The organism is Arthrobacter sp. FW306-1B-G06A (assembly GCF_058781765.1).
This window is the reverse complement of record NZ_JBYSXB010000054.1, coordinates 1-20,281: the sequence shown is the minus strand read 5'-3', so window position 1 is coordinate 20,281 and position 20,281 is coordinate 1. Positions and strand designations below refer to the sequence as shown.

The 20,281-nt window shown below is 63.1% G+C and carries 15 protein-coding genes and 1 tRNA gene; 7 read left to right on the top strand and 9 right to left on the bottom strand.

What is annotated here, in order from left to right; translation table 11 throughout:
* The first annotated feature begins 24 nt into the window (after positions 1–24).
* Positions 25–101 (top strand) — tRNA-Pro (locus AC3WJM_RS21070).
* 292 nt (positions 102–393) lie between these two features.
* Here AC3WJM_RS21070 and AC3WJM_RS21065 read toward each other — a convergent pair.
* Positions 394–657 carry a hypothetical protein gene (locus AC3WJM_RS21065; protein ID WP_059389476.1) on the bottom strand — a complete coding sequence of 88 codons (264 nt, stop codon included), beginning with the start codon at positions 655–657 and terminating at the stop codon, positions 394–396.
* A gap of 138 nt (positions 658–795) precedes the next feature.
* Between AC3WJM_RS21065 and AC3WJM_RS21060 the strand changes: the two genes are divergently transcribed.
* Entirely contained in the window at positions 796–2,082 is a 1,287-nt protein-coding gene (locus tag AC3WJM_RS21060; protein WP_284990331.1) for a helix-turn-helix domain-containing protein, read from the top strand.
* Between the two features lie 200 nt (positions 2,083–2,282).
* Here the strand turns inward: AC3WJM_RS21060 and AC3WJM_RS21055 are convergent, their stop codons facing one another.
* Together AC3WJM_RS21055 and purD are read right to left on the bottom strand one after the other, a co-directional pair.
* Positions 2,283–3,218: a phosphoribosylaminoimidazolesuccinocarboxamide synthase gene (locus AC3WJM_RS21055; protein WP_492272862.1), complete on the bottom strand. Its 936-nt coding sequence runs from the start codon at positions 3,216–3,218 to the stop codon at positions 2,283–2,285.
* A 3-nt stretch (positions 3,219–3,221) separates the two neighbouring features.
* Positions 3,222–4,532, bottom strand: a complete 1,311-nt coding sequence (purD, locus tag AC3WJM_RS21050; protein ID WP_284990366.1) for a phosphoribosylamine--glycine ligase — start codon at positions 4,530–4,532, stop codon at positions 3,222–3,224.
* Positions 4,533–4,667: 135 nt separating this feature from the next.
* Here purD and AC3WJM_RS21045 point away from each other — a divergent pair, with 135 nt between their 5' ends.
* Genes AC3WJM_RS21045 through AC3WJM_RS21035 form a run of 3 tightly spaced genes read left to right on the top strand, consistent with a single transcriptional unit; the run spans position 4,668 to position 7,724 of the window.
* On the top strand, positions 4,668–6,245 hold the full coding sequence (locus AC3WJM_RS21045; protein WP_492272861.1) for a molybdopterin-dependent oxidoreductase: 1,578 nt from the start codon (positions 4,668–4,670) through the stop codon (positions 6,243–6,245).
* A gap of 36 nt (positions 6,246–6,281) precedes the next feature.
* On the top strand, positions 6,282–7,298 hold the full coding sequence (locus tag AC3WJM_RS21040) for an asparaginase (RefSeq protein ID WP_059389475.1): 1,017 nt from the start codon (positions 6,282–6,284) through the stop codon (positions 7,296–7,298).
* A 15-nt stretch (positions 7,299–7,313) separates the two neighbouring features.
* Positions 7,314–7,724 (top strand): sterol carrier family protein, encoded by a 411-nt coding sequence (locus tag AC3WJM_RS21035; RefSeq protein WP_284990327.1) that lies wholly within the window; start codon positions 7,314–7,316, stop codon positions 7,722–7,724.
* Between the two features lie 58 nt (positions 7,725–7,782).
* Here the strand turns inward: AC3WJM_RS21035 and AC3WJM_RS21030 are convergent, their stop codons facing one another.
* From AC3WJM_RS21030 to AC3WJM_RS21020, 3 genes are all read right to left on the bottom strand, one after another.
* A complete protein-coding gene (locus AC3WJM_RS21030; protein ID WP_284990326.1) occupies positions 7,783–9,273 on the bottom strand; it encodes a cation:dicarboxylate symporter family transporter in 1,491 nt (496 codons plus the stop codon).
* Positions 9,274–9,392: 119 nt separating this feature from the next.
* Positions 9,393–12,275, bottom strand: a complete 2,883-nt coding sequence (locus AC3WJM_RS21025) for an aminotransferase class I/II-fold pyridoxal phosphate-dependent enzyme (RefSeq protein ID WP_492272860.1) — start codon at positions 12,273–12,275, stop codon at positions 9,393–9,395.
* Positions 12,275–13,873 (bottom strand): amino acid permease, encoded by a 1,599-nt coding sequence (locus AC3WJM_RS21020; protein ID WP_441433138.1) that lies wholly within the window; start codon positions 13,871–13,873, stop codon positions 12,275–12,277. The genes AC3WJM_RS21025 and AC3WJM_RS21020 overlap by 1 nt, the downstream gene beginning before the upstream one ends.
* A 272-nt stretch (positions 13,874–14,145) precedes the next feature.
* On the opposite strand from AC3WJM_RS21020, the gene AC3WJM_RS21015 reads away from it, so the two are divergent.
* Complete coding sequence (locus tag AC3WJM_RS21015; RefSeq protein ID WP_284990323.1) at positions 14,146–15,762, top strand: PucR family transcriptional regulator; 1,617 nt, start codon at positions 14,146–14,148, stop codon at positions 15,760–15,762.
* Between the two features lie 5 nt (positions 15,763–15,767).
* On the top strand, positions 15,768–16,679 hold the full coding sequence (locus AC3WJM_RS21010) for a glutaminase (protein WP_492272859.1): 912 nt from the start codon (positions 15,768–15,770) through the stop codon (positions 16,677–16,679).
* Here AC3WJM_RS21010 and AC3WJM_RS21005 read toward each other — a convergent pair.
* The 3 genes from AC3WJM_RS21005 to AC3WJM_RS20995 all read right to left on the bottom strand — a co-directional run bounded on the left by AC3WJM_RS21005 (position 16,676) and on the right by AC3WJM_RS20995 (position 19,874).
* Positions 16,676–17,440: an SDR family oxidoreductase gene (locus tag AC3WJM_RS21005; RefSeq protein ID WP_284990321.1), complete on the bottom strand. Its 765-nt coding sequence runs from the start codon at positions 17,438–17,440 to the stop codon at positions 16,676–16,678. The genes AC3WJM_RS21010 and AC3WJM_RS21005 overlap by 4 nt on opposite strands.
* A gap of 21 nt (positions 17,441–17,461) precedes the next feature.
* Positions 17,462–18,220 carry an aspartate/glutamate racemase family protein gene (locus tag AC3WJM_RS21000; RefSeq protein ID WP_441433141.1) on the bottom strand — a complete coding sequence of 253 codons (759 nt, stop codon included), beginning with the start codon at positions 18,218–18,220 and terminating at the stop codon, positions 17,462–17,464.
* A gap of 85 nt (positions 18,221–18,305) precedes the next feature.
* Positions 18,306–19,874 (bottom strand): NCS1 family nucleobase:cation symporter-1, encoded by a 1,569-nt coding sequence (locus tag AC3WJM_RS20995; RefSeq protein ID WP_059389469.1) that lies wholly within the window; start codon positions 19,872–19,874, stop codon positions 18,306–18,308.
* Positions 19,875–20,281 lie beyond the last annotated feature (407 nt).

Below are 20,281 nucleotides of genomic sequence, written 5' to 3'. Positions count from 1 at the left end.
TGAACAGTTGCTTTCGCAGCGGATCGGGATGTAGCGCAGCTTGGTAGCGCGCTTCGTTCGGGACGAAGAGGTCGCAGGTTCAAATCCTGTCATCCCGACCAATTGGTAGAAGACCTTCCACTCGGAAGGTCTTCTACTTTATTTAACGAGCTTTTCGGCAGCCAGGGAAAACCCGGAAACATTCCCCTGACCGGTTTTCTCGCTCGCCCCTGAGGTTTAGAGACAAGTGTTGTTAACAACCCGACACAAAGACTCGGGGCATATCACGGTCCACGCGGATCTTCGAGCAAAAGAAATCCCCGGTGTGTCGATTTCAGACTACCGGGGACTTCTTCACTTCATTTGAATTATCCAGCGGCCACCGGGATCCCGGGTGCCGCCGTCGAGCCTCAGCTACACAGGATCGGGCCAGTTACCGATTGCCTGCGACACCCTCATCGGATCGGGCCAGTTACCAATAGCCTGCGAGACCACACCCATCGGATCGGGCCAGTTACCAATAGCCTGCGACACCCTCATCGGATCGGGCCAGTTACCAATGCTGAGCACCGTGCTGACGGTGTCTGCCACAGGGGCTGCGGAAACGACGGCTGGCGCCGCGGCGGAGAATGCAAGAGCGCCGGCCAAGGCCACTGCTGCAGCAATCTTCTTCAACATAATTTTTCCTCAATGCGAGTCGGATTCGTTACGGAAATTTCGCGGTCCCTGTTGACATTCATTGTAAAATGTTTTCCACAGCGACTGTCAAGCTTTAGGCGTAAAGACAGCGCAAAGACAAGCCTCTAGGAGGAACCTGTGGGGAACGGATTCGGAGAAAAGCTCCGTGCCGAACGGCTCGAACGTGGGCTGACCCAGGCTGAATTGGGCAGGGATCTTTACTCACCCAGCTACATTTCACTTCTTGAAACCGGCCGGCGGGAGCCCACGGCCGAAGTCATTGAAGAACTCGCCCGCCGTCTGGAGCTGGCACCGAAAGCCTTGGAAGCCTGGAGCCAACCCGTATCCGTCAGTGACGCCGAATACGTGCTCGCAGGGCTGTACGCCAGGCAAGCGTGGGACCTCAGGGACTACCCGCTTGCCGCAAGCCACGCATCAACCGCCGCCCAAATCGCGCTCGAGGCAAAGAACACCAGCGCCTGGTGGAACATGACCTACATGCAGGCCGAATGCCTCATGAAGCAGGGCCAGTTGAAGGAGTGCCAGCAGATCATCCAGCATCTCCTGGAGCATCCCATGGCTACCGAATCTGCGGGCCTGGGCGTCCGCGCCCGCCAGATGCTTGCCGCCGTCTGCCACGGACAAGGGCAGCTGTCCACCGCCGTCGAGCACGCCAAGGAAGCCGTGAGGCTTTCCGAGCAGCTGCCCAAAGGCTCAACCCTGATCATCGGGGCGCACCGCGCCCTGATCGGTGCATTGGCCGAGAGTGGCAGGTTGGACGAGGCCTGGACGTATTGCCAGGCCATGAACAACCAGATGGACGATCATTCGATGTCGCAGCTCGCAGGCGAAGTGGCCTGGGTGGTGGGAAACGTAGCTTTCATGCGCCACGACTACGTTGAAGGCATCAAGCATCACGAGCGCGCCGCCAAGCTGCTCTCCCCCGCCAACGACATTGAGCTGTGGGCCCGTTTCAACAAGGCGTCGGCGGCTGTCCGGCTCTCCTCGGGAATCGTGGAGCCGGAGACGCTCTCGGCCATCGAACGCGCTGAACTCGCCCTGTCGATTGTGGGCGGAAACAAGACGGACCAGTTGGAAGTTGCCTTTATCCGCGCCCGCTGGCTCTACCTGACGGGCGACATCCCGGCAGCCATCACCAAGTTGCGCGAAATCCACGCGGACCGCGATGTCCTCGCCCGGCACACCGCAGGCGAAGTGGCGTTCCTCCTCGGCAAGGCCCTCAAGGCAGCCGGTGAAAACACGGACGCGCTGGTCCATCTCGAAGAGGCCCAACGCGATTTCACCGCCGCGGGTGCAGCCGACCGCGTCCAGCAGGCCATGGACTCCGTACTCGAGATCCGGCTGGCGGAACGGCGGGCGGCGTCGGGCCATGCCGGCGGCGCGCAGTCTTCCCGCGCAAGCTAGCGGCGCGGCGTAAGAGCCGTACGGTCGAACCCAACTAACTAACAGGTGTTGTCGTTTAGACGCGTCTAAACGACAACACCTGCGGGGGCCCACGCCGCCAGGGTTCCCTGGCCGTGGGGCCACACCGGCGAGGGCCCCGGCCTGAGCTTGCGAAGGCTGGGAGCCGGTGGGGACTTGCGAGGCGAGGGTGGCGGTGGGGATCAGACGAAAGTCCGGCCGGTCAGCTTCTCGTAGGCCTTCACATAGCGGGCACGAGTCTTCTCGACGACGTCGGCCGGCAGCGCGGGCGGCGGGGTGTCACTCGAGCGGTCCCAGCCCGATTCCGCAGAGGTCAGCCAGTCACGCACAAACTGCTTGTCGAACGATGGCTGAGCCTTGCCCGGCGCGTACGTCGCAGCGTCCCAGAAGCGTGAGGAATCCGGAGTCAGGACCTCATCGCCCAGGGTGATGACACCCGTATTGACGTCGATGCCGAACTCAACCTTCGTGTCGGCCAGGATGATGCCGCGGCCCCGGGCGATCTCTTCCGCACGGGTGTAGATCTTCAACGTGAGTTCGCTCAGGCGTGCGGCGATATCGTCGCCCACAATCGCGACGACGTCGTCGTATGTGATGTTCTCGTCGTGTTCGCCGACTTCAGCCTTGGCGGAAGGCGTGAAGATCGCATGCCCCAAGCGCGAGCCGTCAACCAGGCCCTCGGGCAAGGGGATGTCGCAGACGGTGCCCGATTGGCGGTACTCGGCCAGGCCCGAGCCTGTGAGGTACCCACGGGCGATGCATTCCACGGGGAACATCTCCAGCCGCTTGCAGATCATCGCGCGGCCCTCAACTTCCGCGGGCACACCCTCGGCGGCTGTGGACGCAAGGACGTGGTGCTCCACCCCAAGCTGCTCGAACCACCACAAACTCAGCTGCGTGAGGACCCGGCCTTTGTCCGGGATCTCGCTGCTCAAGACGTGGTCGTAGGCGCTGATGCGGTCGCTGGCCACCACCAGGACGCGGTCCTGGCCCGACTCCGCCCCGCTGAAATCATCCGCAGGAACGTAGAGGTCGCGGACTTTGCCCGAATAGAAGTGCTTCCACCCCGGCAGGTCGAGAGTTCCGGTCTGCAGGCCGTTTGCGTTGCTTTCGGGCATGATTCAGGCCTTCACATTCGGGATGGAGCCGGTGGCCGGGGAGACCACGTGGATCTCGCCACGGGCTGCCTTGCCGGCGATATCGGTACGGAACTGTCCGCCGTCGAGCTGGACCAGCTCCACGCCGTCGTAAGCCCGCTCGCGGGCCTCCACGAGGTCCGTTCCCAGCGCGACAACAGCCAGTACGCGGCCGCCGGCGGAGACAACCCGGCCTTCTTCGTCCAGTTTGGTACCGGCGTGGATGACGTGGACGCCTTCCAGCGCGTCCACCTTGTTCAAGCCGCGGATCCGGTCTCCCGTGCGGGGGGTGTCCGGGTAGTTTTCGGCGGCGACGACGACGGCGACGGCCGACTCCTTCGACCAGCGCAGCTCTTCGGCCTGGTCCAGTTCGCCCTTGGCGGCTGCCAACAGGAGTGCGCCGAGCGGGGTCTTGAGCCGGGCCAGGACCGCTTGCGTTTCAGGATCGCCGAAGCGGACGTTGAATTCGATGACGCGCGTCCCGCGGGAAGTCAGTGCCAGGCCGCAGTAAAGGACGCCGACGAACGGAGTTCCGCGGCTGGCCATCTCGTCCACGGTGGGCTGCGCAACGCGGTCGATGACTTCCTGGACCAAGCCAACAGGTGCCCAGTCGAGGGGGGTGTAGGCGCCCATGCCGCCGGTGTTGGGACCTTCGTCATTATCGAAAATCCGCTTGAAGTCCTGTGCCGGGGACAGCGGCACGGTGGTGCGGCCGTCGCAGAGCACAAACAGGGAGACTTCGGGTCCGTCCAGGAACTCCTCGATCACCACGGTTCCACCAGCGTCGAAACAAGCCTGCGCGTGGGCGAGAGCTTCCTCGCGGTCATTGGTGACCACGACGCCCTTGCCGGCGGCCAGTCCGTCATCCTTGACCACATGCGGAGCGCCGAAAGTGTCCAGTGCGTCAGCAGCCTCTGCGGCGTTTGTTGCCACGCGGGCCATGGCGGTGGGCACGCCGGCCTCGGCCATGACTTCCTTGGCGAACGCTTTGGAGGCTTCGAGCTGCGCCGCGGCCTTGCTGGGGCCGAAGACCGGAATGCCGGTTTCGCGGACGGCGTCGGATACGCCCGCCGCGAGTGGGGCTTCGGGGCCGACCACAACCAGGTCAACCGCAAGCTTTGTCGCAAGCGCTGCGACGGCGCCGGGGTTGTTCCCGTCGATCGCGTACGTGGGGACCAGCTTGGCGATGCCGGCGTTTCCCGGAGCCGCGTGGACCTCGGAAACGTTGGGATCCTTGAGCAAGGAGCGGACAATTGCGTGTTCGCGGCCGCCGGGGCCAATGACGAGTACCTTCACAGTCTTCAAGGGTACTTTGTGCGGGGGCAGGACTCCTAAGCTGTCTCCACCATTGGACATGCGCACCCGGACCGCCGGCACCACGAGTGAGCATGTCCAACCCATCTCGGGGGCCTCCGGCTACGAACAACCTGCATGAAGAAGCTCAGGAACTGGCTCAGGGGACCCGCCGCATTGGCTGCACTGGCCGGGGTGGCCGCCGCCGCCGTCGTACTTTCCGTTGCGGAACTGATCGGCGCCTTCTTTACGGCCCGGGCAACTCCTGTGATTGCGCTGGGGTCAACCTTCATCGACTTCACGCCGCCGTGGATGAAGGACTTCGCCGTGACCACGTTCGGCACCAATGACAAAGCCGCGCTGTTTGTGGGAATGGGCCTGACCATCTTCGCGCTGGCTTGCGTGCTGGGTGTCGTGGCCTTCCGCAATTGGGCCTTGGGTGTGTTGGGCGTCCTCGGCATGGGTGCGGTGATTGTGGCTGCCGTGGTGACCCGGGCCGGCGTGAAGCCCGCGGATTCCATACCAAGCCTGATCGGCACCGTGGCTGGACTCGTGGTTCTCCGCCTCTTGGTGGCCCGGCTCTGGCGGCTGAAATCCTTCCCCGACGCCCCTGCCGACACCGCAGCCAAAGGCATCGAGCGCCCAGCCACGACGCGCCGGACGTTCTTCGCCGCCACCGGTATCACCGTTGCCGCAGCCGCCATCGCAGCCGGCGGCGGCCGGTTCCTGAGTGCCGCACGCAGCAATGTGGCCAAGGCACGGGATTCCTTGAAACTCCCCGCTCCCGCCCGGGCGGCTGCTCCCGTCCCCGACGGCGTCCAGTCCCCGACGCCCGGAGTCATCCCCTGGCTCACCCCGTCCAAGGACTTCTACAGGATCGACACCGCCTTGAGCGTGCCGGAGATCAATGCCCAGGAGTGGGAGCTGCGGATCCACGGGCTGGTGGAACAAGAGGTGCGGCTGACCTTTCAAGACCTGCTCGACGCCCAACTGATCGAAACCCACGTGTCGCTCACGTGCGTGTCCAATCCCGTGGGCGGAAACCTGGCCGGCAACGCCAAGTGGTTGGGCATGCCCATCCGTGACGCGCTGAAACAAGCCCGGCCCAAACCCGGAGCGGACATGGTTCTCTCCACCTCGATCGACGGCTTCAGCGCCTCCACTCCGCTGGAGGTGCTTCAGGACGGCAGGGATGCCATCCTGGCCATCGGCATGAACGGCGAGCCCCTCCCGCTGGAACACGGCTACCCCGTGCGCATGGTGGTTCCCGGTCTTTACGGCTTCGTCTCGGCGACTAAATGGGTGGTGGACCTGGAAGTGACCCGATTCGCGGACAGCAAAGCCTATTGGACCACCCGGGGCTGGTCCGAGCGGGGTCCCATCAAGACCATGGCCCGGCTGGAAGTTCCCAAGTCCTTCGCCAAAGTGCCGGCAGGCAAGGTTGCCTTGGGTGGCACGGCCTGGGCCCAGACCCGCGGCATCAAGAAGGTGGAGGTCCAGATAGACAACGGCCCTTGGTCCGAAGCCACCCTTGCCGCGGAGGCATCTGTTGTCACGTGGAGGCAGTGGTCCTTCACGTGGGACGCCACTCCGGGACCCCACTACATCAAGGTCCGTGCCACGGATGGAACGGGCGAACTGCAGACCGAAAAGCGGGCGGATCCCGTGCCTGACGGCGCCTCGGGATGGCAGTCCGTTATGGTGACCGTGGAGTAGCCGGGGAAGACCGTTCCTTCACCCTAGACTTGCATCATGCCCTTGAGTTCGCATGAAACCTTTAGCGTTGAGTCCGCCGTCGAACTGGCAGTGATCGAACGCAGCGGCTTCATCGAATCGCGCCATATCGGTTCCGCAGTGGTGCTTTCCGGTGACGGATCCGTGGTGACCCAACTCGGCGACATCAGCACGCCCATCTATGCCCGCTCTGCGCTCAAGCCTTTCCAAGCCCTGGCGTCGATGCAGTCGGGGGTTCCGCTCCGCGGTGCCCAAGTGGCTTTGGCCTGCGCCAGCCATGTGGGCTCGCTGGATCACATGGACGTGGTGGAAGGCATGCTCAAAGCGGCAGGCGTCCGTGAAGAACAACTGCAGTGCCCGTCGGTATGGCCACAGGACGAAGTCGCGCGCAACTGGTTGATCCGTTCCGAGCACGGCAAGTCCAGGTTGGCTTCCAATTGTTCAGGCAAGCACGCGGCTTTCCTCTGGGCCTGCACCGAGAACGGCTGGGACACGCACAGTTACCTGGAGCCCAACCATCCCTTGCAGCACCGCGTGCGGACCGTTATCGAGGAATACAGCGGCGAGAAAATCGCCCACCTCGGCATCGATGGCTGCGGGGCACCGGTGGCCGCGCTCTCCCTGACCGGGCTGGCACGGGCCTACTCGCGCCTGGCCCAAGCCCCGCGGGACCAGAGCTCCAACGCCCGCGCGGCAACCATCGCCACGTCCATGTTGGACTACCCGTGGGCAGTGCAGGGCCGCGGCGAGGCGAACACTATCGTCATGGACGAACTCGAAGTGCTTGCCAAGGGCGGTGCGGAAGGTGTCCTGGTCCTGGCAACCCCCACAGGTGCCTCTGTCGCAGTGAAGATCCTGGACGGGAATCCCCGCGCGGCCACCCTGGTTGGACTCACGCTTCTCGCGGTTGCCGGCGCCGTCGACATTCCAGGCGTCTCAAGCGTCCTCGAAAAGGTCGTTGAGCCCGTCCTCGGCGGTGGCCACTCTGTGGGCAGGATCCGCCTGGGCCACGCCGTTTCGGCGCTTCTGGACTGATTGGAACTGCGAACAATGGCAATTGCACGACGCCGGATCGGCCTAGAGGAAGGCCGCGCGGCACTGGCCGCATGGCAGGCCGCCGTCGGGCAGGGCACTGCGGGACCGGAAACGGGTCCGGGGACGCCGCCGTCGCGCACAGTGCTGGCCACCGCGGTGCGTTACTCGCTGGAAGAACTCACCGCACGAGCCCCGGGTAACTCCGTGGAAGTCAGGGTGCCGCCGTTCGGTGTGACCCAGTGCGTGGAGGGCCCCCGGCACACGCGTGGCACCCCACCGAATGTCATAGAGTGCGACGCCGCCACCTGGCTCGCGATGGTCACCGGCCGCTTGGCGTGGTCCGCCGCCGTCGACGCCGGCCGGGTAGCCGCGTCGGGCCTGCGCGCCGATTTGTCGGAGCTGCTGCCGCTTTTCGCAAGTTCTTAAGTAACCGATCGCCCCACGGCGGGGCCGTGGGGCGATCAACTGGAATGGTGCGTGGTGCCTAGTCCGGACTGACCGAGGGGCTCCGGTGTTGGCCCGGTTTGATCATTTCGAACTGCGGTATCGCGTCGGGGTTCGGGCCGCCCCGGAACTTCGGCGAAGGCTCGCGTCCTTCGCTGAGGCGCTCGATTTCCTGTTCTTCGAAGACGTCTTCGGCTCCGAGCATGATGGCGGAATCCTCGTTGGTGATTTCACCGTTGAAAGCGCGGACCATGACCGAACGGTCGAACTGGCCCTCCCATTTCGCTACGACAAACGTAGCCACACAGTTGCCAAGCAGGTTGACGACGACGCGCATGGAGTCCATGAGCCGGTCGGCACCCAGGAGCAGCGCGACGCCGGCGACCGGGAAGATGCCCAGTGCGGCGGCTGTGGCCGAGAGTGCCAGGAAGGACGAACCGGGTACGCCGGCCATGCCCTTGGACGTCAGGAGCAGGACACCCAGGGCCGCCAACTGCTGGCCGAGGTCAAGGTGGTGGCCGAAGGCCTGGGCCAGGAACAACAGCGAGATCGAAAGGTAGATCGCGGCGCCGTCGAGGTTGAAGGAGTAGCCCGTGGGAACAACCAGGCCGGTGGTGGCCCGGGAGCAACCGGCGTTGGTCAGCTTGGTCATGATCCGGGGCATGACCGCCTCGGTGGATGCCGTGCCCAGCGCGAGGAGGAATTCCTCACGGGTGTACTTCAGGAACTGCCACAGGGGCACCCGGGCGAAGCTCCAGGCGACGAGGAACAGCAGGCCGATGAAGACGATGGCCGCCCCGTAACAGGAGGCGATGAGGAGCGCATAGGTCCCGAGGGTATCGAGTCCGTACTGGCCGATGATGAACGCCATGGCGCCGAAGGCACCGATGGGCGCCACTTTCATGATCCAGGACATGATCTTGAAGATCAGTTCCAGGACGGTTTCCATGAGGCTGATGACCGGGAGGCACCGCTCGCGGCCGATGACGACGATTGCCGCGCCGAAGAACACCGAGAAGAAGAGGACCTGGAGCAGGCTGTTGCTGGCGAAAGCGCCGATCACAGACGTGGGAATGATGTCCAGGAGGAAGGAAGCCGCATCCTTGGGCGGCGCAGTCCCGGTCTTTGCGTTGAGCGCATCCTGGGAGAGAGTGCTGGGATCGATGTGGAGTCCGGCTCCGGGCTGGACGAGGTTTCCCACGATCAGGCCGAAGACCAGGGCAAAAAGCGTGGCGCCGGTGAAGTACAGGAGTGCCTTGACCCCGACCCTTCCGACCGCCTTGACGTCGCCCACTGCCGAGATACCCGTGACGATCACGAGGAAGATCAGCGGAGCGATGATCATCTTGATGAGTTGAATGAAACCATCGCCCAGTGGCCGAAGGGCGGACCCGATGTTCGGCCAGAAATGGCCGATGAGTACACCTGCGACGACGGCGATCAGAATTTGGAAGAAGAGCGACTTGTACAGTGGCTTCTTCTTCCGCGGAGCCGAACTCGCCTTCAGCGCCGCAGAGTCTGGGATCTTCATTGATCTGAACCAATCAGTTTGGGAACAGCCCCTGATTTGGGGGGTTGTTTTCAAATGTAATCCCGATCACTTCATTCCACAAGGGGAAATTCAAATTTCACAATGTGGAATCTGCAGATTCAGCGCTGCACCTCCTCAACCTCCTTGTCCGTGAAGATCCTGAACCCACGAAGTGGGTCGAAGCCGTGGACTTCCCGCGTATCGAGAGCCTCCATGAACTCCAGCGCCTGGCTGGTGATGACCTGGCCCGGGACCAGGATGGGGAAGCCCGGAGGGTAAGGGGTGACGAATCCGGCCGAAACAACTTCCTCGCCTTCCGCGATCCTGGCCTTGAGGTCTCCCGCGGACAGGTAGGTGGTTGATCCATCCTTGTAGCTCTCGAAATAGGCGGCACGGATGTCCCCCTCAGGACTGAGCGGATCGCGCCGGTAGCGGTCCGCGAAGCTGCTGAAATCTGGCAACGGCGGAGTGGTTCCCGTGAGGGCCGCGGCGAGACCTTCGTCTGCCGTTTTCCGCGCCGGCCGTTCCTCTTCGAAGGACTCTGCCAGCTTGACGAGGACTTCGATCAGGTAGGCGACAGCGCTGCGGGAGGTGCCGATGTTGGTCATGAACAGCACGGTGTTACGTGACGTTTTGTTGACTTGGATGCCGTGCTTGTCGGCGAGGTACCGGTGCCGGAAAGTATCGCCGTCGATCCCTGTCCGGCTGATGTCCAGCGTGAGGCGGCTGGGGTCGACGACGAACTCGTCGTGCAGCCAGGCGTCCGCCAGTGCCGCCAGCCCATCCCGGAGCGGCATGGCACTGCCGGTTTCCCGATAGGGTGCCGCAATGAGGTCCCTCGACGTGAGGACCCGGAAGTATTTCTTCAGTAGGGGGTGGCGGGCCACTGCCTGGGCAACGATGGTTGCCAGATCCGCCTGTTTCTGCACCAGGCCGAACCCCTCAAGCTCCACCTGGCGGCGGCCGATGTCGAGCGAAGCAAGGATCTGGTAATTGGGCGACGTGGAGGTGTGGGTCATATATGCTTCGCGAAATGACTCTTGGTTATGCTCGCTGAAGTCTTGGTCGAAGACATGGATCATGGATCCCTGACGTAGCGAGGTGAGGGTCTTGTGGGTGGACTGCGTGGCGTAGACGCGCAGCCGCGCTTTCGCTGGATCCGGAATAAGCCGGGTCTTCAGCCAGAGTTCATCGTCGGCGGGCGCACCCGTCACTGGATCGTGGAGAGATGCCGCTTGTTCGGCGTGCCTGGCGGCATAGCCGGGATCACTGAATGAGGCCTCAAGCTTCCTCGCCGCGGCCATGGCCGTCCTGCGCCGAAAGACGGGGTGGGACCGGGCGAAGGCGAACCAGGCCTCGTCCCAAAGGAAGACGAGGTCCGGTTTGATGGCCAGGCATTCTTCCATGACGCGTTCTACGTCATAGACGATGCCGTCGAAGGTGCAGTTGGTCAAAGTGATCATCTTGACTTCATCCAAGCGCCCGGCACGTCGGTAGGCCAGCAACCGGGCCTTGATCGTGGCCAAGGGCACGGCACCGTAGAAGGCGAACTTGTCCAGCGGGTAGGCGTCCAAGTAGGAAACCCGGGCTCCCGCGAGGACGAAAGCGTAGTGATGGGATTTGTGGCAGTTGCGGTCGACGAGGACCACATCCCCTGGAGCAAGGATGGACTGATGGACGATCTTGTTGGCGGTGGATGTTCCATTGGTGACGAAGAAGGTTTTCTGGGAACCGAAAGCCCGCGCCGCCAAGTCTTGGGCCTCCTTGATCGATCCGTGCGGATCCAATAGCGAATCGAGGCCTCCCGACGTCGCGGACGTCTCGGCCAAGAGGAGGTTCATGCCGTAGAAATCGGCCATGTCGCGGATCCAGGGCGAATTGCCCACCGAGCCACCGCGGGAGATCGGCAAGGCGTGGAAGACGCTGGCCGGCCGCCGGCTGTATTCCTGCAGTGCGGTGAAAAACGGAGTCCGGTACCGCTCGGCAACACCCGACAACAGCGACAGGTGCAGGTCGAGATTGTCCTGCCTGCGGAAAATCCTCCGGAACCGCTTCGTCAGTGAGCCCGCGAGGCTCTCCATGGCCACACCGGCTACCAGGTACACGTCCAGTTCGGGGCGCAACTCGGAGATCTGCTCGGCAAGGCTGAGGAACCTGCCCAGCGGTGGCATGCCCGCAAGGTCAGTGCCCACGAGGCCGGCAAGGTATTTCCTCAGGTCGCGGCCAAGCGGCTGGCTGCTGGCGATGCTGAATCCCGGTCGGAGAATGCACGCTTGGATGGCTGGGTTCAGGACCAAGGCAACCAGCGCATCCTCGTAGCTGGGAACCACGATGAGTTCATAGGTGAAGGCATCGGACGGCCTCCGCTGGGCCAGCAATTCCACTTTCAGCGCTTCGGCTTCTTGTTCAGTCATGTCGTCGACAAACAGGACATCGAACCGGGGACGCTCCCTCGCCGGCGGCCGCTCCCGGCTGTCTTCCGGGACACCCGAAATAGAGCGCTCCGCCCCGGACTGCCCTGGTTCCGGGCCGACCCGGTCCGGGCTGACCGGTCCCGGGCTGGCTGGACGCGGACCTACTGGTCCCGGACCGGCGGAAGGCATCAGGTGCGCCATTCCGCGGATCATGTCCAATCCGGCGTCGTAATCGCCCGAATCCATGCAGTTTAGTAGCGGCGCCAACGCGGCGAGCCCCGGCGCCGCCCAATACAGTTCCATGGCCTGAAGAAGGCGCAGCGCCTGGACGGCTTGGTCCTGCAGTCCGGAGAGCGACTGCATTCCCTGTCCTCCCTTTGCCAGCTGCTTGAACGCGTACCCGAGAAACTCCCACGCGTCAGCGCGCGAACGCCACGCGCTGCTGGGCGTCTGGATGTCCTGCCTTGGAGGTTGGCTGTTCACGTGGCTTCGCTTGCTCGGAGTGGTTTCCGTCGTCAGGGTGGCGCTGTTGTTTCGGGGCGTGATGCCGGGCAAAGTGGTTCCGCTTTCCATCAATTCGTTGTGCATCAGGAGCGTTGGCCGCCCTGGGAGAAGGAACCGGCGACGACGGGAAGGTCGCCAGTGTGGCCGCGCCGGGCCTCGGCTGCCTCCAGGATGCGTTTGCGGCAAGCGAACCAGCCAGCAATGAGGAGGGGTATCAGGAGCAGAAGGGAAGCGAGGACCCAGCGCCCCGTCTCCGAGAAGCCCATCGTGACAAGAACGAAGGCAAGGAAGGCGAGCGTGAGGTATGAAGTGAAGGGGGCTCCGAAGAGCCGGAATGACGGACGAACGGCCTTGCCGAGCCTGACCCAGGCCTGAAGCTTGATGTGGCACAGGATGATGGTTGCCCAGCCGCCGATGATCCCGATCGCAGAGACCTCGAGGACGATCTCGAACACTTGGGACGGCACGAGGGCATTCAGGCCGACGCCAAGCAGAGTGATCACGGCTGTCAGCAGGATGCCGCCATAAGGCACCCCCGATTTGCTCATCCTGGCGGTGAACTGTGGCGCGGAGCCATTGACCGCCATCGACCTCAAGATCCGGCCCGTGGAATAGAGGCCGGCGTTGAGGCTCGACAAGGCGGCTGTCAGGACAACGAAGTTCATCACCGATGCCGAAACGGCCGCGGCATGGGGATCTCCGAGATGGGAAAAGAAGGTGACGAAGGGCGATTCGCCGGATTTGTACGCCGTGAACGGCAAGAGCAGCGAGAGCAGCACCACGGAACCGACATAGAAGAGCGCAATCCGGAAGACGACCGTGTTGACAGCCTTGGGCATCACCCTTTCCGGATTGGCAGTTTCGCCTGCAGCCGTACCAACAAGTTCAATCGCGGCATACGCGAACACGACGCCGCTGATCGCCAGCAAGGGCGCTACGGCACCGGTCGGGAAAGCTCCGCCGTGGTCCAGGATCACGCCCAGCCCTGGAACGCCGATGTCGGTCTTCCCACCAAAGACGATGAAGCAGACCCCGACGACGAGGAAGGCTACCAGCGCGGTCACCTTGATCAGGGCGAACCAGAATTCCATCTCGCCGAAGATCTTCACGGAGACGAGGTTCAGGGCCAGCACAATGACAAGGGCGCAAAGGGCGATAAGCCATTGCGGGATCGTTTGCAGCGGCTCCCAGAATTGTCCCCAGAACTTGACGTAAAGCGCCACGGCCGTGACATCGACAATCGACGTCATGGCCCAGTTGAGGAAGTACAGCCAGCCGGCCGCATAGGCCATCTTCTCGCCGTAGAACTCCCTGGCATAGGACACGAACGAACCCGAGGAGGGCCTGTGGAGGACCAGTTCGCCGAGGGCGCGCAGAATCAGGAACGCAAAGAACCCGCAAAGGGCGTAGACGAAGATCAAGGCTGGGCCGGAACCGTTCAATCGGCCACCTGCCCCCATGAAAAGGCCCGTTCCGATCGCTCCACCGATGGCTATCATTTGGATCTGCCGCGGCTTGAGCGTCTTGTGGTACCCGGCCTCCTCGCTCGAAAAGTCCTGCGCCGAGGTTGAACGGTCGCCAAGAAGCTCCCGGTTGTTTTCCAGCGAATCAGCGGGATCAAGCCCGGCAATCCGAGCCCCGGCGATCGGGCTTGGCGCAGGCGAGTTCAGTGTGCGTTTCATTCCAGGGGTCTCCTTTGACTCCGGTTCCGCGGGTGCGGCTGCATGCTCCAGAACTTGTCCCCCGGCTTGAGTGTTGGATCACAGCTGCACTGCTGGATCGTCAGCGCGGGGACGGAAAACAACTCTAGGTTCCAGCGGAAGGGAAGGAACTGTCTGGCCAGCTAAATTCGCCGGATCCCCGTTGTGCGCGAATAACAACTCCGTTCCGCCTGAGTGCGAGTAATGTTCATGGCTGTGAGCGCGGCTAAGCCGCTTAGAGGAAGTGAATACGGGTGGCACCCCTTGAATCTGCCGAGCATGTCATTGGCGCCATGCTCAGCGACATACTTGAAGACATCGGCGTCGACAACGGGCAGCTGCTGGTTCCTCCCGGAATGGACAATGGCACGGTTCGTGAAACCGTGATCGTGGACGCCGAGGACGAAACGGCCGTCCAACGCGGGAGCTTGGTCTTGCTGATCGGAGTCCGGGGTCGCGCGGCATTGCCGAGCATCCGGAAGCTGATTCCGGACTACCCCGCCGCCGTCGCGGTCAAAGGGAGCGAGGAGGAACTGGACGCCGTCCGGGAAATGCTGCTTCCCACCGGAATCGGCCTGATTGCCGTGTCTCCCGCAATGAGCTGGGGCACGCTGGAGAGTATCGCCAAGGACCGCATCCAGGAGCCGGCACTTTCCACGGACGCGTCCACGATCATCCATCGGGATCTTTTTGCGATCGCCCAGACCACCGCCACCCTGACCAACGGCCACGTCGTCATTGAGGATCCCGCAAACCGCGTCTTGGCGTATTCACCGGCCTCCAACGACGTCGATGAACTACGCAGGCTCTCCATCCTGGCCCGACGTGGACCCGAACGCTACCAAAAACTGTTGAAAGAGTCCGGGGTCTATAAGCACCTGCAAGCGGCCGAAGCTCCCATCCACATGGAAGCCAACCCGACGGAAGGCCTACGGGAACGGGTGGCCATCGGGATCCACGCGGGCAACCGGATCCTGGGGTACATCTGGCTTCAAGAAGGGAAGGAACCCCTCGCTCCCAACACGGACAAGCTCATGGTCGGAGCTGCACGGCACGCGGCGATAGAACTGGTCCGGCACCGCAACGAACAGTCCCAGGCACTGCGGCGCGACAGGATCTCCAGCCTGCTCAGCGGCACTCCGCAGATCCACTCCCAGGCACAGTCCGCGGGCATCGATCCATCCAAGCCGGCGGCCCTCGTCCTGATTTCCGCCAAAGGCGACGACGAGTCCGCGGCGGGCCTACAACTGCGGCGCGGCGAGTTGGCGAATGTGGCATCGATCCATGCGGCGGCCTACCGACCAGGTGCTGTGGTGGGAGCCATCGGCCTGGAAATAGCCATGATTCTTCCCGATCTTGACCCAGTGAAGTCCCCGCCGGCCATCAACCGCCTCATCAACCTCATTGTCCGGGACGCAAGGGTCCACCTGCACTGCCAGGTGCAGGCCGCCGTCGGACCCGTCGTCGAACGCCTCGATGCATTGCATGGCACCCTGGAGCATGTCCGCAGTGTACTGAAGGTCCTGGAAAGCACACCCTCAATCCATGTGGCGTCCTACGCCGACGTGGAAACAACCGTTTTGACCAAGGAATTGCTGGAGCTTCTGGCGTCAAGGACCGACCTTCGGCACGGAGGCATCACCGTGCTGTGCAAGCGATACCCCGAGTTCGCCACAACGCTGTTGACCTACCTTGAATTCTTCGGCGATGTGAACCGGTGCGCAGAGGAACTGGCCGTCCACCGGAATACGGTGCATTACCGCCTGAGGCGTGCGTGCGAAGTGGCGGGCATCGACCTCCAGTCCGCAGAGCAACGGCTGCTCGCACATCTTCAGCTCAGGCTGTGGACCCACTCCGAAGGACGGAACTAAGTAGCATGGACCTCCAGAATCTCCTTGACGACATTGTCGGCACGGTCCGGCCCTTGCTCGGCCAAGGAGCACCTGCCGACTACATCCCGAGCCTGGCCGCGGTGGATGCCAAGCAATTCGGCATTTCCGTCGCAACCTCCGACGGCGACGTGTTCTCCTCCGGAGACGCCGACGTGCCCTTCTCCATCCAAAGCATTTCGAAGGTCTACGCCCTCGCCCTCGTGCTCGCTGGCGATGGCGACCGGATCTGGAAGCGCGTGTTCAGGGAGCCTTCAGGCAATCCATTCAATTCCTTGGTGCAGCTGGAACATGAGGACGGAATTCCGCGGAATCCGTTCATCAACGCCGGCGCCCTTGTTGTCACGGACAGGCTGCTCAGCATCGCGGGCAGCTCGCCATCTCCCGTCCGGGAATTGCTCCGCCAAGAAAGCGGTAACAACTCCGTCAATACGGACCCCGAAGTGGCAGCGTCGGAGGCGGCCAACAGCCACCGCAATGCCTCGCTGGCACACTTCCTGGCCAGCTATGGGAACCTGGAAAACCCTGTGGAATCGGTCCTCGAGGCTTACATCAGCCAGTGCGCCCTGGAAATGAGCTGCACCGACTTGGCCCTGGCAAGCAGGTTCCTGGCCAACAACGGGCTGCTCGGGAACGGCACACCGCTGCTGTCCCCGTCCCAGACCAAGAGAATCAACGCCGTGATGCTCACGTGCGGCACCTACGACGCCGCCGGCGAATTCGCCTACCGCGTAGGACTCCCTGGAAAGAGCGGAGTGGGTGGCGGCATTGTGGCAGTGGTACCCAACAAATGCACCATCTGCGTCTGGAGCCCCGGCCTGGGACGATCCGGGAATTCACTCGCGGGCGTTGCCGCCCTCGATGAGTTCACCACCCGCACGGGCTGGTCGATTTTCTAGCCGCGGCCCACGAACGGCATTCCCGCAGCGGTCACCACCACGGAGCCGACATTGGCCGACGCCGGCATGTTCGCCATCATGAGCACCGCGCGGGCAGCGTCCTCCACGGGAAACATCGGCTCCACGCGCCTGCTTCCATCGGCCTGGAGTGCCCCCGAGCCCACGCCGATGGTGTCCATGATCTCGGTGCGTGTGTTGCCGATATCGATCTGCCCGCACGTAATGCCATACGGACGCCCGTCCAGCTCGATGCTCTTGGTCAGGCCACTCATGGCGTGCTTGCTCACGGTGTACGCGACGGACAATGGCCGCGGCGAATGGGCTGAGATGGAACCGTTGTTGATGATGCGTCCGCCTTGCGGCTCCTGCGCCTTCATCGTCCGGACGGCCTCCGCTGCGCACAGCATGGATCCGGTGACATTCACGGACAACGTGGCATTCCAATCGGCCACGCTGATCTCGTCCACACCCCCGGAAGGGCCGAAGATGCCGGCGTTATTGAACAGGACATCAACCCTCCCCCAGCGCCGGCGGGTCGCCTCGAAAAGGCGCGCGACGTCGTCGGGCACTGTCACATCGCACGGCACCGCAAGCGCCTCGGGGTGGCCGTTGGCAGTCTCGAGAAGCTGCGCTTCCCGCCGGCCGGCGAGGGCAACGCTGTAGCCCTCCGCCAACAGAAGCCGGGCAACTGCCCGCCCGATCCCGGAGCCGGCTCCGGTGACGACGGCCACCCGGGGCCGGGTGGGGATGGTTTCGCTCACGCGGTTCTCCTGTTTGTCGGGCTAGTGCGCGGCGGGAGCATCCGCCGTCGTCGTGTCCGTTGTGATCAGGGGCCAGCCTATGACGGTCTTGGGGCGCGGTGTGGCGTAGGTCCGGACCTTGGACGTGGACAGTCCCAGGCGGACGAGCGATTCGGCGATGGTCACGGCTGCGGCCACGCCGTCCACCACCGGAACGCCGCAGCGTTGGCGGATCTGTTCGTCGAGTCCTGCCATGCCGCCGCAGCCGAGGACGATGACCTCGGCCTTGTCGTCACGCACGGCTCGTTCGGCCTGTTCCACGATGGCCTCGACTGCGCGTTCCGGGTACTCCTCGAGTTCCAGCACTGCCATGCCGCTCGCGCGGACGGATGCACAGCGGTCGTCGAGGCCGGCAAGCTTGAGGCGGTCCTCGATGAGCGGGACCGCGCGGTCCAACGTCGTGACCACGGAGTATTTGTGCCCGAGGAACATCGCGGTGCTGGCCGCGGCCTCGGTGATGTCGACCACCGGAACGTCGAGGAGCTCCTGGAGTCCCTCGCGGCCGTGCTCGCCGTAGCCGGCCTGGATGACGGCGTCGAACGGTTCGGGGTAGTTGACCACGCGGTCCATCACCGCGATGGCCGCGAGGTAGCTTTCAAAGTTCCCTTCGCACGAATCGGCGCCGAACCGCGGGGTGATGCCGATGATCTCGGTTCCGGGCGCCGCGACGCTTCGCGCCTGGGCTGCGATGGAGTCGGTCATGGATTGGGTGGTGTTGACGTTTGCGACGAGGATGCGCATGTGTTCCTCCTGGATAGCCCAACTAACTCGCAGTTGTTGTCATTTTGACGGGCGAAAACGACAACAACTGCGAGTGAGTTGAATATTAGTGGTTGCTGACGACGGCGATCGGCTCGCCGGAGACGTCGGTGTGCTGCTGCTTCTTGTCCGCGAACAAGTAGTAGCACAACGCCCCGATGCCTGCGCCGAAGAACCAGGCGAACGGTGCCGCGGCCTCCAGTGCGGGAACGAACGCGATAAGGATAGCGACGACGGCGGCCGGAACCATGGCGGCGATCGCCCTGGGGTTGACGCCTCGCTTGTAGAAGTAGGTGCCCGAAGGGTGGTCCGTGTAGAGATCGAGGACGTTGACCTTGCCGCGGCGCAGGAGCCAGTAGTCGGCCATGACGACGCCGAACAGCGGGCCGAGCAGCGCGCCGAGTCCGCCCAGGAAGTACACGATCACGAGGGGGTTGTTGTAGAGGTTCCACGGCAGGATGATCAGGCCGATGGTACCGCTGACCCAGGCTGCCTTGCGGAAGTTCAGGTGCTTGGGGAAGAGGTTGGTCAGGGCGTAGACGGGTGCCACGAAGTTCGCCATCAAGTTGACCGCGATGGTCAGGATCAGCAAAGCGAGGCAAGCCAGGACCAGGAAGAGCGTGTTGGGGATGCTCTGCACGATGTCCGAGGGGCTTTCAATGATCTTGCCGTTGATCTTGTACTGGCCGCCGGCCATGATCACCACGATTGCGCCGAAGAGGAGCATGTTGATGGGGATGCCCCAGAAGTTGCCACGGACAATCGACTTCTTGGACACCGAGGAGCGGGTGAAGTCACAGAAGTTCAAGACGAACGTGCCGTAGATGGAGACCCAGAGCGCGCCGCCGGCAAAGATCGTGCGCCACATCTCGCCGCCTTCGAGGCCCTTGATGCCGGACCACTGGATGGCACCCCCGGCCTCCACGAAGACCCAGATGGCAATGGCCAGCATGGTGGCGAGAATGATGGGGCCTGCGAAGGCCTCGTACTTTCGGATCATTTCCATGCCGAAGCTGACAATGACCAACTGGACAATCCAGAGCGATACGAAAGCGATCCAACCAAGGGTGGACAGGCCGAGGATCGAGTTGGCGTCCATCTCCTTGAGCCCGGGGAACATGGCGACAAGCATGACGCGGAGCACCACGGAGGCAAGGTACGTCTGGATTCCGAACCAGGCGATGGCCACGGCCCCGCGGACGAGGCTTGCCAGCTGGGCGCCCCGGATACCGAAGCTGATCCGGCTCATGACCGGGAAGGGAACACCGGTCTTCTGGCCCATGAAACCGGAGAAGGTCAAGAGGGTGAACAGCAAGACTGCGCCGATGCCCAGGGCCACGAGGATTTGCCACCCGCCCAGGCCAAGGGAAAAGAGGCCGATCGCAAAAGCGTAGTTGCCAAGGCTGTGGACGTCGTTGGCCCAGAGGGTGAAGATGCTGTAGCTGGTCCAGCGCCTACCCTCCTTCTTGGTAGGGGCGAGGTCGAGGTTGTAGAGGGTGGGGCTGATGTCTCGGCCCGCTGCGACGGACGCTACATCGCACAGGGTTTCATTTCCTACTGACGGATGGACCGAACTGCCTGGCAGGATGGTCTGCTCCGGAGCCGTTGTGACGCCGACTGGGGGAGTCGATTGCATCGTGGATCTCCACTTCTTTGTGGTGCTGCAACTAGGCTTCCGAGACGCTGTGAGAGGAGTTGAAGTTTTTCGCATCGTGGAATCTAGTTATTGAATAGTGAAATAACTGTATGAGCTAGGTCACCTTTGGTCAAGGGCCAAGCTCCCGACGGCGGTCACAAACGGCAGCGTGGGAACCGCGGGACCCCATGGGCGCTAGTCTCCGCGGGACGAGATTGACGCTTGACGAACGCATGGCTAATCTCGAATTACAGAATTATATTCTCACAATACGAAATTTCTATGCACGGTTCAGCGCGCACCACAGTGCAAGCGCCCAGACATTCAATGAAGAGAGGTTGGACGTGGCTGCAGGAGAAGAGACCTCACACATCCTTAGCGGGTTGACTTCCCAGCTGCCTGATCGT